Annotated in this window: 9 protein-coding genes; 7 read left to right on the top strand and 2 right to left on the bottom strand. The window is 67.7% G+C overall.

Features of this window, described 5'->3' with window-relative positions; all coding sequences use genetic code 11:
* Positions 1–70 precede the first annotated feature (70 nt).
* The 5 genes from ACFTSA_RS22795 (at position 71) to ACFTSA_RS22775 (ending at position 6,248) form a co-directional block, all read left to right on the top strand.
* On the top strand, positions 71–1,588 hold the full coding sequence (locus ACFTSA_RS22795) for a leucyl aminopeptidase (protein ID WP_377954262.1): 1,518 nt from the start codon (positions 71–73) through the stop codon (positions 1,586–1,588).
* A gap of 255 nt (positions 1,589–1,843) precedes the next feature.
* Positions 1,844–3,226: a dihydrolipoyl dehydrogenase gene (lpdA, locus tag ACFTSA_RS22790; RefSeq protein WP_377954261.1), complete on the top strand. Its 1,383-nt coding sequence runs from the start codon at positions 1,844–1,846 to the stop codon at positions 3,224–3,226.
* A gap of 115 nt (positions 3,227–3,341) precedes the next feature.
* Positions 3,342–5,132 carry a 2-oxoglutarate dehydrogenase, E2 component, dihydrolipoamide succinyltransferase gene (gene sucB / locus ACFTSA_RS22785; protein ID WP_377954259.1) on the top strand — a complete coding sequence of 597 codons (1,791 nt, stop codon included), beginning with the start codon at positions 3,342–3,344 and terminating at the stop codon, positions 5,130–5,132.
* Positions 5,133–5,303: 171 nt separating this feature from the next.
* The gene (locus ACFTSA_RS22780) at positions 5,304–5,657 is read left to right on the top strand and encodes a hypothetical protein (RefSeq protein ID WP_377954257.1); all 354 of its coding nucleotides are present in this window, start codon (positions 5,304–5,306) and stop codon (positions 5,655–5,657) included.
* Positions 5,658–5,819: 162 nt separating this feature from the next.
* On the top strand, positions 5,820–6,248 hold the full coding sequence (locus ACFTSA_RS22775) for an OsmC family protein (RefSeq protein WP_111903455.1): 429 nt from the start codon (positions 5,820–5,822) through the stop codon (positions 6,246–6,248).
* An 87-nt stretch (positions 6,249–6,335) separates the two neighbouring features.
* Here the strand turns inward: ACFTSA_RS22775 and ACFTSA_RS22770 are convergent, their stop codons facing one another.
* Complete coding sequence (locus tag ACFTSA_RS22770; RefSeq protein WP_377954256.1) at positions 6,336–9,890, bottom strand: S41 family peptidase; 3,555 nt, start codon at positions 9,888–9,890, stop codon at positions 6,336–6,338.
* Between the two features lie 73 nt (positions 9,891–9,963).
* Here ACFTSA_RS22770 and ACFTSA_RS22765 point away from each other — a divergent pair, with 73 nt between their 5' ends.
* Entirely contained in the window at positions 9,964–10,857 is an 894-nt protein-coding gene (locus tag ACFTSA_RS22765; RefSeq protein WP_377954254.1) for a TIGR01777 family oxidoreductase, read from the top strand.
* A gap of 101 nt (positions 10,858–10,958) precedes the next feature.
* Here the strand turns inward: ACFTSA_RS22765 and ACFTSA_RS22760 are convergent, their stop codons facing one another.
* Entirely contained in the window at positions 10,959–12,992 is a 2,034-nt protein-coding gene (locus ACFTSA_RS22760) for a protein kinase (RefSeq protein ID WP_377954253.1), read from the bottom strand.
* 449 nt (positions 12,993–13,441) lie between these two features.
* Between ACFTSA_RS22760 and lipB the strand changes: the two genes are divergently transcribed.
* Complete coding sequence (gene lipB / locus ACFTSA_RS22755) at positions 13,442–14,110, top strand: lipoyl(octanoyl) transferase LipB (protein WP_377954251.1); 669 nt, start codon at positions 13,442–13,444, stop codon at positions 14,108–14,110.
* Positions 14,111–14,202: the final 92 nt, after the last annotated feature.

Here is a 14,202-nt window from a genome sequence, read left to right as displayed (position 1 = left end):
GATCGGAATTGGCTCTATTGCCTGCGCTCCCTGCCCGAACAATCACAGAGAGAATTGAGGACCGATCCTCGTGGTCAAGAATACTGAAATCAACCTTAGTGCCATTGCAAGGGACCTGAAGAAGGCGGCAAGCGACGCGGTGGTCATCGGCGTCGGACAGGGCACGGATGGCCCCTTCCTGCTGGAAAACCCGCTGACCGCAAAATCCGTAGAGGCCCTGACCGATTCCCTGAAGGTGCTCGGCATCACCGGCGCCCCTGACCAGGCAGTCCGCCTTCCCGGGCTCCCGGAAACAGGCTCGGGAATCCTCGTGCTGGCCGGTATGGGCAAGGTCGACGCCGGAGCAAGGGTTTCCGGGGAGGCGCTGCGCCGCGCTGCCGGCTCCGCCGTCCGCCAGCTTGCGGGCCTGTCCTCGGTCACCCTGGCGTTCCCGACGGCGAAGGTCGCCGATGTTGCCGCCATCGCCGAGGGTGCCGCGCTGGGCGCGTACTCCTTCACCGAATTCCGGTCCTCCAAGGACGGCCTCAAGGACCCCGTGGCCGAGGTCGCGATCTTCACTGAACTGGCCGGTGACAAGGACGTGGACGCCGCACTCGACCGTGCGCGCCTGCTGGGCAGGGCCGTCAACGCCACCCGCTCGCTCGTCAACCAGCCGCCGAGCCACCTCTACCCCGAGTCGTTCGCAGACGCCGCCAAGGAACTGGCCAAGGGGCTGCCCGTCAAAGTAACGGTGTGGGACGAAAAGCGACTGGAGAAGGAGGGCTTCGGCGGCATCATGGGCGTCGGCAAGGGCTCCGCCCGGCAGCCGCGCCTGGTCAAGGTTGAGTACTCCCCCGCCAAGGCCACCCGGAAGATCGCCCTGGTCGGCAAGGGCATCACGTTCGACACCGGCGGCATTTCCATTAAGCCGGCCCTCGGCATGGGCGACATGAAGAGCGATATGGCGGGAGCCGCCGTCGTACTTAATACGGTGCTGGCCCTCGCCGGCCTGGGACTGCCCGTCAAGGCAACCGCCTGGCTGTGCATCGCCGAGAACATGCCCTCCGGCGCCGCCTCGCGCCCCGCCGACGTGCTGACCATGTTCGGCGGCAAGACGGTGGAGGTCCTGAACACCGACGCCGAGGGACGGCTGGTCATGGCCGACGGCATCGTCGCGGCCAGCCAGGAGTACCCGGACGCCATCATCGACGTAGCGACCCTGACCGGTGCGCAGTTGATCGCCCTCGGCAACCGCACCGCCGGCATCATGGGCGCGGACAGCGTGACCGGCCCGCTGAAGGCGGCCGCGGACCGTGCCGGCGAACTCGTCTGGCCGATGCCCCTGCCGGAAGAGCTGCGGCCCAGCCTCGACTCCCAGGTGGCGGACATCGCCAACATCGGTGAGCGCCACGGCGGCATGATGACGGCGGCGGTGTTCCTGCGCGAGTTCGTGGGCAAGGACAAGGCCGGCCAGACCATCCCGTGGGCGCACATCGACATTGCCGGACCGTCCTTCAACAACGGGGCACCCTACGGCTACACCCCCAAGCAGGGCACCGGCTGCACGGTGCGGACGCTGGTGGCCTACGTCGAGGATCTCCTGGCCTGAGTCCATGTGCCGCGGAGTCGTTGTGCAGCGTGGCTGTGAGGAAGTGATCCGGTCGCCACACAGCCGCGTGACACTCGACACAAGCGCTCCACAAAAGGACCGGCAAGGTGGAGCATGGATAAGTGGTTCGCTAAGGTGAACCACGGTAGTCACAAATGAAAGGGAAAAGGCCTGCTGGCATAATCACGGCAGAGCAATTTCCAAGACCAGATGATGCGTACTCTCGTGTCATCGTTCACGCGAGGGAGCGTCTAAGTGGCCGATCAGGCAACTGCGCAAGAATTCGACATCCTGGTACTCGGTGGTGGCAGCGGCGGGTACGCCGCCGCTCTCCGGGCCGTTCAGCTTGGCTTCACCGTTGGCCTCGTGGAGAAGGGCAAGCTCGGCGGAACCTGCCTCCACAACGGCTGCATTCCCACCAAGGCGTTGCTCCACTCGGCCGAACTGGCTGACCACGCCCGCGACTCCGCCAAGTACGGCGTGAACGTCACCCTGGACAGCATCGACATCACCGCTGTCAACGCCTACAAAGACGGCATCATCGCCGGCAAGTTCAAGGGCCTGCAGGGCCTGATCAAGTCCAAGGGCATCACCGTCATCGAGGGTGAAGGCAAGCTGCAGGGCACCGACACCGTCGTCGTGAACGGCACGGCCTACAAGGGCAAGAACATCGTTCTCGCCACGGGGTCCTACTCCCGTACGCTGCCGGGCCTCGAAATCGGCGGCAAGGTCATCACGTCCGACGAAGCACTCACCATGGACTACATCCCCAAGAGCGCCATCATCCTGGGCGGCGGCGTAATCGGCGTCGAGTTCGCTTCGGTCTGGAAGTCCTTCGGCGTCGACGTCACCATCGTTGAGGGCCTACCCTCGCTGGTTCCCAACGAGGACGCGGCGATCGTCAAGAACTTCGAGCGTGCCTTCAAGAAGCGCGGCATCAAGTTCTCCACCGGTGTCTTCTTCCAGGGCGTCGAACAGAACAACGACGGCGTCAAGGTCACCCTTGTTGACGGCAAGACTTTCGAAGCCGACCTGCTCCTCGTCGCCGTGGGCCGCGGTCCCGTCACCGCAAACCTTGGCTACGAAGAGGCCGGAGTCACCATCGACCGCGGCTTCGTCATCACCAACGAGCGTCTGCACACCGGCGTGGGCAACATCTACGCAGTCGGCGACATCGTGCCCGGCGTCCAGCTCGCCCACCGCGGCTACCAGCAGGGCATCTTCGTGGCCGAGGAAATTGCCGGCCTGAAGCCTGTCATCGTCGAGGATGTCAACATCCCGAAGGTCACCTACTCCGAGCCGGAAATCGCCACTGTCGGCTACACCGAAAAGGCAGCCAAGGAGAAGTTCGGCGACGACCAGGTCGAGACCCAGGAGTACAACCTGGCCGGCAACGGCAAGAGCTCCATCCTCGGCACCGGCGGCATCGTGAAGCTGGTCCGCCAGAAGGACGGCCCGGTGGTGGGCGTCCACATGCTTGGTTCCCGCATGGGCGAGCAGATCGGCGAAGCCCAGCTGATCGTGAACTGGGAAGCCTACCCGGAGGATGTGGCCCAGCTGCTGCACGCCCACCCGACCCAGAACGAGGCACTCGGCGAGGCCAACCTTGCCCTGGCCGGCAAAGCCCTTCACGGCTAAGTCGTTCCGCAAGACAACAGGGCCTGGTGCACCCGGCTCGAACAGCAGCGTGCACCAGGCCCGAATAATGCAGCAATCATCCGCACTTTAGATAAATAAGGAGAACGGGGACGACATGTCTGAATCCGTTAACTTGCCCGCCCTCGGTGAGAGCGTCACCGAAGGAACTGTCACCCGCTGGCTCAAGCAGGTAGGTGACCGGGTAGAGGTGGACGAACCGCTGCTCGAGGTTTCCACCGACAAAGTAGACACTGAAATCCCCTCTCCGATCGCTGGCGTCATCGAGGAAATCCTCGTCGCCGAAGACGAGACCGCTGAAGTCGGCGCCCCGCTGGTGCGCATTGGTGACGGCTCGGGCGGCGGCTCGGCCGAAGCACCCGCGGCAGCTCCTGCCGAAGAGGCACCTGCCGCAGCACCCGCCGAAGAGGCACCTGCCGCTCCTGCTGAAGCGGCTCCGGCCCAGGAAGCAGCCCCTGCAGCCGAGGCCGCACCCGCTTCCTCCGGCGAAGGCCACGAGGTCACACTGCCGGCCCTGGGCGAGAGCGTCACCGAAGGCACCGTTACCCGCTGGCTCAAGGCTGTTGGCGACACCGTGGAAGTAGACGAGCCGCTGCTCGAGGTTTCCACGGACAAGGTCGACACCGAAATCCCGTCCCCGGTAGCCGGCACGCTGCAGGAAATCCGCGTCAACGAGGATGAGACCGCAGAGGTTGGCTCTGTCCTCGCCGTTATCGGTTCCGGCGCCGCTGCCCCTGCTGCGGCTCCCGCTGCCGCCCCTGCCGCCCCGGCCGCGGAACAGCCTGCACCGGCAGCCGAGAAGCCCGCCCCCGCCCAGGAAGCAGCCCCCGCGCCTGCCCCCCAGGCAGCGCCCGCACCCCAGGCAGCGCCCGCTCCCCAGGCAGCAGCGGCTCCACAGGCAGCGCCCGCTCCCCAGGCAGCGCCCGCTCCCCAGGCAGCGCCCGCTCCGGCCGCTGGCGGCGAGTCGGGCTACGTCACTCCCCTGGTGCGCAAGCTCGCCAACCAGCACGGTGTGGACATCGCCTCCGTCTCCGGCACCGGCGTCGGCGGCCGCATCCGCAAGCAGGATGTGCTGGCCGCTGCTGAGTCCAAGGCCGCTCCGGCAGCCGCAGCCCAGGCAGCCCCGGCCGGAGCATCCGCTGCTCCGGCGGCCGCGGCGTCCTCGCTGCGCGGCACCGTGCAGAAGGCACCGCGGATCCGCCAGGTCATCGCCCGCCGCATGCGTGAGTCGCTGGATGTCTCCACCCAGCTGACCCAGGTGCACGAAGTGGACATGACCAAGGTGGCCAAGCTGCGCCTCAAGGCCAAGAACTCGTTCCAGGCCCAGAACGGCGTCAAGCTCACCTTCCTGCCCTTCATCGCCAAGGCCGTGGCCGAGGCCCTCAAGCAGCACCCCAAGCTCAACGCTGCGTACGACGAGGACAAGCAGGAAATCACCTACCACAACGCCGAGCACCTGGCGATCGCCGTCGACACCGACAAGGGCCTGCTGGTTCCCGTCATCTCCGACGCCGGCAACCTGAACCTCGCCGGCCTCGCCGGCAAGATCGCCGACGTCGCAGGCCGTACCCGCAGCGGCAAGATCGGCCCGGACGAGCTGTCCGGCGGTACGTTCAGCATCACCAACATCGGTTCCGTCGGTGCGCTGTTCGACACTCCGATCATCAACCAGCCGCAGGTCGGCATCCTGGGCACCGGTGCGATCGTCAAGCGCCCCGTGGTGGTCCAGGACGAGAACGGTGACGACTCGATCGCCATCCGCTCCATGATGTACCTGTCCCTCACCTACGACCACCGCCTGGTGGACGGTGCGGACGCTGGGCGCTTCCTGCAGACGCTGAAGGCCCGCCTCGAAGAGGGCGCGTTCGAAGCAGACCTGGGACTGTAAACCCGGGAGTGTAGCCAACTGCCAATAACGACGGCGGTGCGGGCACCGTGGATTGCCACCGGAGTCCGTGCCGCCGTCGTTGTGTAAACCACCGCCGTCGTTGTTTAAACCGCCGCAGGACCAGGCGCGGCTTTGCTACAGGACGTAGAACAGACTGGCTAAGCTGGAGCCATGACTATTCTCTTCAACATTCTGGTGTTCCTGCACGTCGTCGGAGCCGCCATGATCGTGGGCTACTGGATCGCCACGATGAGGCAGCCCACCGTGCACCCCCGCCAGCGCGACGGAGCCTTCCTGCAACTGCTCACGGGCGTCGCCATGATGGGCCTCCTTCCGCTTATGCCCGACGCCCACCCGAACTACGCCAAGCTGGGCATCAAGTTCGTCATCGCCATCGTGGTGGCAGTACTGGCCGTGATTGGCGCGCGCAAGGTCAAGAACGGGCAGCCCGTCTCAACCGGCCTCGCACACGGCGTTGGCGGCCTGGCACTGATCAACGTTGCCATCGCCACCCTGTGGAACTAACCGGGGAACCAAGCCCGAACTGAGCCGCAAATCCCGCAGTTCGGTCATAATCCTCTGACAGCGGACAACCCGTGCGCCGGAGGAACCGAATCCATAGGATTGGTAGCGGCGGGGCAACGGCTGCTGCCGTATCCCCGGATCGAATCAACGTTGAGGAGTGACATGGCTACAACACGCAACGCGCACACTGTATGGACCGGCAGCCTGACGGAAGGCTCAGGCAACACCACCCTGGACAGCTCGGGCCTCGGCACGTTCGACGTCACCTGGAAGGCCCGCACCGAAGCGGCAGGCGGCAAGACCAGCCCCGAGGAGCTCATCGCCGCGGCACACTCCGCATGCTTCTCCATGGCCTTCAGCCACGAGCTCAGCCAGGCCGGCTTCACCCCGGACGAGGTCAACACCAAGGCAGAGGTCGGCTTCCAGCCCGGCACGGGCATCACCGGCAGCCACCTGACCCTGAACGCCCGCATCCCCGGCATCTCCGAGGAGGATTTCCAGCGCATCGCGGAATCCGCCAAGAAAGGCTGCCCGGTATCCCAGGCCCTGACCGGCATCGAGATCACCCTGGACGCCACGCTGGCCTCCTGATCCCTTAAAGCCCGAAGGCCCTGTTCCCCTGGAGAAATCCAGGGGAACGGGGCCTTCAGTGCTTTAGGGCTACCACTACCCGAGGGGCTACGCCTGGCTGTGCCGGCGGGCCGGCAGCGGCTCCGGGCGCAGCCGGCGGTAGCCTTCGCGGGCCGGGGGGCGGTCCGTGGGTAGCTCCTGCACCATCTCCTTCAGCGCCGTTATGCCGTACTCCAGCTGCGGGTCGCGGCGGGCGGCGTAGGCGTGCGGCGGGAACGTCACCTCGATGTCCGGAGCCACGCCGTGGTTTTCGACGCTCCAGCCCACCCCGCCACCGAACCACGTGGCGTAGCGCGGCTGGGTCACGCCTGTTCCGTCAGCCAGCGTGAAGCGGTTGTCGATGCCGACGACGCCGCCCCACGTGCGGGTGCCGATCACCGGGCCAATACCACGCAGCTTGGACACCTGGGTGATGATGTCGCCGTCGGACCCGGCAAATTCGTCGGCCAGGATGATGACCGGCCCGCGCGGCGCGTGGTGCGGATACGTCCGCGGCTTTTCCCCGCGGGGCATGCTCCAGCCGGTCACCTTCCGCCCGATGAGTTCAGCGACGAGCTGGGAGGTGTGTCCGCCGCGGTTGCGGCGCACGTCCACAATGAGGCCGTCAAGGGCGGTCTCGGTGTCCAGGTCACGGTGGAGCTGTGCCCAGCCGTTGGCCAGCATGTCCGGGATGTGCAGGTAGCCGAACTTGCCGTCCGACGCCTCGCGGACCGTGCGGCGGTTGGCGTTCACCCAGTCCTGGTACCGGAGCCGTTCCTCATCCCTGATCGGGACGACGGCGATCCGGCGCTGGAGGCCGGCCGATTCGCCATGGCCGGAGCCGTTGCGGATGGTCAGTTCCACGGTGCGCCCGGCCGCGCCCACCAGCTGCATGGCGGGGGTCAGCGACTCGGTGAGGCGCACGCCGTCGATTGCCAGCAGGACGTCCCCGGCCTTGGCGTCGGCGCCCGGCCGCGTCAGCGGCGAAGTGGCCAGCGGATCCGACGATTCGCCGGCCAGGATGCGCTCGATCATCCAGCCCTCGCCGGTGAAGGCGAGGTCGGCACCCAGCCTGCCCTGGCCGTTGTTTCCGTTCTCAACGGCCGCCGCCGGGCGCACGTAGGCGTGCGACGTGCCCAGTTCGCCATGCAGCTCCCACAGCAGGTCCACGAGGTCGTCATGCGATCCGAGCCGCTGCACGAGCGGACGGTAGCGGGCGTGGACGGAGTCCCAGTCCTGGCCGGCCATGTCCTCGGTCCAGAAGAAGTCGCGTTGCAGCCGCCAGGCCTCGTCGAACGCCTGGCCCCACACGCTCAGGGGGTCCATCAGGACGCGGATGCGGGTGAGGTCCACCTTGACCAGCTGACCCGAGTCCTCGTCGGCCTTGGCGTCGGAGGGCACCACCCTGACCTGCTTGTCGTGGACCAGGACCACCTTCTTGCCGTCACCGGAGAGGCGGTAGCTGTCCAGGGCCTCCACGAGGGTGGTGCTCTTGCGCTTGGCCAGGTCGAAGCGGACCAGGCTCGGGGCGGCGTTCTTGTCCTCCAGGCTTGCCCGGCCCTCCCCGGTGACGCCGGCCAGGGCGCTGTCGAGCCACAGCAGTGCACCATCGGCGGCGGTCAGGTCAGAGTAGTTGCCCTGCGGAACCGGGACGCTGATGACCCGGTGGGCAAGGCCTTCGGCGTCCACCCGGACGGCGGCCGGTACGGCTTTGCCCCCGGCTGCCGCGTCAGACGGTGCTGCCTTGCCCTCCGCCGCGCTGCCCTGCGCCTCGGCACCGTCTGCCAGGGCCACGCTGGGGCCGAACGGCGACGCCGTGTCCGCCGCGAGCGCCACGAGGTAGGGCTTGATGGGGCTGGGGAAGGACAGGTCAAAGGAGTGGCCGTCGTAGACCGGGTCAAAACTGCGGTTGGAGAGGAAGGCAAGGTACTTGCCGTCCGGAGAGAACGACGGCGATTCGTCCCGGAAACGCCCGTCCGTCACCTCCACGATGGCCCGCTTCTCCGGGACACCGGCGCGGACCAGCCGCAGCCGGCTGCGTGAGCCAAAGGATGTCACCGGTTCAGACCAGGCGAGCCACGCGGAGTCCGGCGACCAGGCAAGGTCCTCGATGCTGCCCTCGCCGATGCTGGTGACGGCCGTCAGGGTGCCGTCCTGGGCATCCGCGATGTACAGGTCGCCAAAGGCGGTTCCAATGGCGATCCAGCGGCCGTCCGGGCTGGCTTCGATGGCGCTGGCGCGTGAAGGCTTGGGGAACCGGACTTTCAGCGGGCCTGATTCAGCCGCTGCCGTTGCGGTTGTCTGGCTGGCCACAGCCGCGTCTGCTGACTCGGCCGCGGCGAGGTCGGCCGCGGCGTCGTCGGCCACCGGGTGCGTGGCGCGGGGCCCCGCCACGCCGGCCGCAGAAACGGGACTGGGCAAGGGAACTTCCGGAGACGCGGCTTCCTGCTGGCCTGCCGCAGACTTCGTGTCCGGCGTGGCCCTGGTCGTGGCTGCCGCCTTGGTTGCTGCGTCTGCGCCGCCGTGTGCCCGGATCTGCGGGGCGATTTCCCTGATGAACAGTGCCTCGTCGCCGTCGTGATCTGCCACGTAGGCGATCCGGCCGTCGGGAAGAGGACGCGGCAGGCGGGCGCGGACGCCGGCGGTCGCTTCCACAACGCGTGACGGCCCGTCCTTGTGCCGCAGCCAGTGGATGGTTCCGTGGGACTCAACGGCACTTGCTTCCCCGGAGGCGTCCGGCCGGACGTCACCGAGGTGTTTGGAGACCTTCAGGAGCGAGGGACGGCGGCCCTGGGACGCCGACCCGAGCGTGACGTCCAGCCGGACAGCCTCGGAACCGAGGTCATGCAGGAGCCAGAGCTCACCGGCCGATTCGAAGATCACGCGCTTGCCATCCGTGGAGGCGTGGCGGACGTAGAAGTCCTCATGGTCGGTGTGGCGCCGCAGGTCCCCGCCGCCGGGCAGGACCGAGTACAGGTTGCCGTACCCTTCGTGGTCCGAGAGGAAGGCGATGCGCCCGTCCACCCACATGGGGTCGGCGAGGTTGCCGTCCAGTTCGGGCACGAGCCGTTCAAACTCGCCGTTCCCGTCGCCGTCGATCCAGAGCTTTCCGGCGGTGCCGCCACGGTAGCGCTTCCACCATGCCGGTTCCCGGGACAGCACGCTGCCCACCACCACCGGCTTTTCATCCCCGAGTTCCGGTCCGAAGGCCACCGACTCGACCGGCCCCAGCGGGAGCTCCTCGGCCCAGCCGCCTTCGGTGGACAGACGGTAGGCGTGGGTGTGGCGGCTTTCGGCCTGGCGGAACGCGCTGGTGACCACGATGTCCCCCGCTGGGGTGAAGCCCTTAACCCGGGTGGTGCTGTGGCCGAAGAAGGTCAGCTGGCGGTATCCCCCGCCGTCGACGTCGGCGATGACCACCTCGGGAGCCGTCCCCTGCACGACCGTCCAGACCAGCTTCTTTCCGTCCGGCGTAAAGCGCGGGTTGCGGGCGGGCAGCTGGAGCGAGGAAACACGCCAGGCGCGGCCGCCGCTGAGGGGGGCGATCCAGACGTCGTCCTCGGCCACAAACGTGACCAGATCGCCGTGGACATGAGGGAACCGGAGGTAACTCGAAGAGGTCATCGTTCGATCATAGTCAACGTGTCATGAGCCGTCGGGGAGGTGCCCTGCCGTGCCGGGCATGGTGAGATGGATCATGCGTATCGTCATGGCCGGCGCCTCCGGGCTCATCGGAACGGCACTCTCCTCCCGTCTCGTCTCCGACGGGCACGACGTCGTCCGGCTGGTGAGGCGGCCGCCGTCGTCGCCGTCGGAAATCCTTTGGCATCCTGCCACCGGAACCCTGGACCCCGGCAGCCTTGAGGGCGCCGACGCCGTCATCAACCTCTGCGGCGCCAACATCGGGGCCAGGCCCTGGACACCGCACCGGATCGATGAGCTGTTCCGGTCGCGCCTCGATCCCACCCGGACGCTTACGTCGGCGATGCGCCACCTCGATTCCCCGCCCCGGACCTTCATCAGCCAGTCCGGCGCCGGCTACTACGGCGACGCCGGGCACACCATGCTGACGGAGAACTCCCCCGCCGGGCAGGGCATCATGGCGCGCATCTGCGTCGAGTGGGAAGCGGCAGCCCGCGAGGCCCCCGCCGACGTCCGCGTGGTGACCCCGCGGACGGCAGTGGTGCTGAGCAGATCGGGCGGGGCCATGGGACGCCTGCTGCCCCTGCTGCGGGCCGGGATTGGCGGTCCGCTGGGCAACGGCCGGCAGTACTGGCCATGGATCACCCTCCCCGACCTCACATCAGCGTTCGGGTTCCTCCTCACCTCGGCGGACTCGGGCCCGGTGAATGTTGCCGCTCCGGAAACTGCCGACGTGAACACCCTCGTGGCCGGCCTGGCGAAGGCTCTTCACCGCCCGGCCCTGCTGCGTGCGCCGGCCCCTGCGCTGCGCCTCGTGATGGGCAAGCTGGCCGACGAACTGCTCCTCGCGAGCCAGCGGATCGAGCCCACGCTGCTCCGGGAAAGAGGGTTCACCTGGCGGCATCCCTCGGTGGCGCTTGCCGCCAAATGGGTGGCGGGCGGCCAATAGTCAAGTGCGGAGAGCAGTTCAGGCCGCCAGGTGGTTCAGGACGCCGGTGGGTTCGTGCCGCCGCGTGGTTCAGGACGCCGGTGGTTCGTGCCGCGGGTGGTTCAGGACGCCGGCAGAATATCGGCGATGCGCCAGCGTCCCTCCGCCTGGACCAGGACAAGCCGCAGCCTGACATCCTGCTGTGGCGCTCCGGTGGCCACAACGGTGCCTCCCGCGGAGCGCTCCTCATACGCCGGGGTCGACGACGTCACGGCCACCACGGCCCTCGCCGCTGTGCTTTCGGGGAGCCGGCGCACACGGGAGAGGCCCGTGGTGAAGCCCGCCAGCAGTGTCCCGGATTTCTCCAGCCCGGCCCGGATCCGCTGGTCTGCGGCATGGGCAGGAGTGTTCGGAGCGTTGACCTCGTCGAGCAAGTCCAGCCTGCCCTCCCGCAGCGCCAGCGAACGCAGCTGCGCCAGCCCGCGCACGGCTTCCTCCGGATCCTTCGCCGCGAGCTGCCGCCGGACATCAACGGGCAGCGTGGCCGCCTGTGCTGCAGCCCTTTGCGGGGACCTGGGGCTGGCCGCCGGAAGGACTGCCTCGAGCGCCGCTTGGCCTGACTCCCGCGCCGCCGACGTCTGGCCCTGAGCCGTCTGGCCTGGCTCCTGTGCCGCCTGGCCCGATTCCTGCACCGCTCCGGGAAGTCCCCAAAGGCCCGCGCCGGCAAGTACCGCTGCAATGAGCACGCCGCCCGTTACTGCAAGGCGGCGGCTACTGCCCCAGCCGGTTACAGCGTCCCTGCCGGACCGCGTGGGCAAGGCTCCGCCTGCCGCACCGTCCGGGAGTTGTCTGCTTCGGGTTCGCGCGGCCGCGGCCGGCGTGTTTGGGATTCGGCTGTCTGTGGAGTGCCGGCGATCCGCGGGATGGCGGCTGTCTGCGGAATGGCGGCTGTCTGCGGAATGGCGGGGCGCCTGGCTGACCGCGGGCAGCCTGGTGGCGCGCCCGGCCGGGGTGTCCCCGGCAGCGGCATGCCTGACTGGCCGGTGCCTGACCGCCGGGGGCCTGGCGGTGCGCCCGGCCGGGGTGTCGCTGGCAGCGGCATGCCTGACTGCCCGGTGCCTAAGCGCCGGGCGCCTGACCGCGCTCCCCGCCGCGGTATCCCCGGCAGGGGCATGCCCGACTGCCGCGTGCCTGACACGACGGCTGCCTCCGGCATTCCGGACAGCCCCGGACGGGAACGGCGTCGCCGGCGCCGCAAGCGCCGCACGCGGAACCTCACGCGATGCCAACCTGCCCAACGCCACTACCCAGCCGGTGCTCTTCAGCCGCCTTCCCCACGCGAGCAGGCGCTTCCTCAGCCGCCCGCCTGGCGGCGGGACGGGCCTGCGCGTCAGCAGCTCGGGGAGAACGGTGTCGTGCACCGAACGCGACAGGTCCACGGGAAATGCAGCCGCGCTGCGGTAGATCGCCGTGGCAAGCTCGGCGGCAGCCGGACGTTGCCGCCGGTCGTCGCTGAGCCCGGCCTCTAGCGCCGCCGCCAGCTCGGCCGGCACATCAGGAACAAGCAGGGAGAGCGGCGGCCTCGATGCTGACGGCGGTGGGGGCTGCCCGGTGAGGCAGTACCAGCCCAGGGCGGCGGCAGCATAGACATCGCGTTCCGGCTGCAGCCCTGCACGGACCGCGTCCACCGGAGCCGGGTCCGCAAAGCCGTCGGTGTGCCGGTCAGGAACACCGGATGCGTCCCCTACCATGCGGGCGACACCGAGGTCGGCCAGCAGCGGCTTCCCATGGGCGGTGAAGAGTACATTGCCTGGTGCGACGTCAGAGTGCGTGAAGCCCTTGCCGTGCAGATATCCCAGGACCTGTGCGATCGGTGTCAGGACCGTGACCGTCTCTCCGACGCTCAGGGTGCCCCTCGCCGTAACCAGCTGCTGAAGGGAGCCCCCGGCAGCGTAGTCCATGAGGAGACCAAAACTGCCGCTTCCGGGTGCATCCGCCTGGCCAGGCACATCAGTCCGGTCAAGCGCATCCGTCCGGGCGCGTTGATCCAGGCTGACCACGCCGTAAGCCTTCACAAGGTGTTCATGGTCCAGGACAGACATGACCAGAACTTCCCGGCGGATGTCCTCCTCCCGGGCGATGAGGCCAGTGCTCAATCGATCACTGCCCAATTCACCGCTGCCGGGACCACCGCCGCCTGATTCACCCCTGCCTGGAGGCGGGCCGAAGCACTTCAGGGCAAGCTTCACCCCGGTGGAGTCCTGCGAAACCAGCCACACTTCGGCGCTTCCGCCACGGCCCAGCCAGCGGCACACAGAGTAACCCGCCACGCCAAGCGCCTCCCCTGCGGAACCGTGCATGGCCGCGCTGTGATTTTCCAGAGCGTGATTTTCCAGACCGTGGTTTTCCAAGCTGTGGGTTTCCAAGTTGTGCTGGTCCATGGCTTAAGGAGTACCGGAAACCGGCAATTCCTGCAGAAGTTATCCACAGGCGGCACCGGGCGTTCGGCCGCGCACCGGAAATGGGGCGGAATGTGACCAGGGACGGGGTGAGAGCTTGGGCACACTCCCGGGCAGGACGCCGGCTGAGGTCTAAGCTGGAATGCATGACTCTTGAGTTCACAAAGCTCGGTCTTGCCCCGGATTTCGTTGATTACAGCCAAGCCTGGGACATCCAGCGCGAAATCCATGAAAATGTCCTGGCCGGCAAGGCCCCCAGCACCGTACTCCTCCTCGAACATGCCGCTGTCTATACGGCCGGAAAGCTGACCGAGGATCACGAGCGGCCCTTCGACGGCACCCCCGTGGTTCCCGTGGACCGCGGCGGCAAGCTCACCTGGCATGGGCCGGGCCAGCTCATTGGATACCCGATTATCAAGCTGAAGAACAAGGCCGGCATCCGCGATTACGTGGAGCGACTGGAGTCCGTGATCATCGCGGTGCTCGCGGACTACGGCATCACCGCGGTCCGGATCAAGGGGCGCGCAGGTGTCTGGATCGACGAGGACGCCAAGGGCCCGGCCCGCAAGATCGCCGCCATCGGCATCCGGGTCAGCCAGGGCGTGACCATGCACGGCTTCGCCATCAACTGCAACAACGACCTCGCGCCCTACGCCCAGATCATCGCCTGCGGGATCACCGATGCCGGTGTGACCACCATCGCCCAGGAAACGGGCCGCGACGTGTCCCCCGCCGATCTCGTTTCGCGGATCACCGAGGAACTGCGCAACAATGAAGACGCCCTAGTTGCAACCCCCGAAGGAGCTCTCCTGTGACACTGGCACCAGAAGGCCGGAAAATGCTGCGGATCGAGCAGCGCAATGCGGCCACCCCGGTGGAACGCAAACCGGACTGGATCAAGGCCAAG

The sequence above is a fragment of the Arthrobacter sp. NPDC057013 genome, assembly GCF_042674585.1.
Taxonomy (GTDB): Bacteria; Actinomycetota; Actinomycetes; order Actinomycetales; family Micrococcaceae; genus Arthrobacter.
This window is presented reverse-complemented; position numbering and strand designations above follow the sequence as displayed.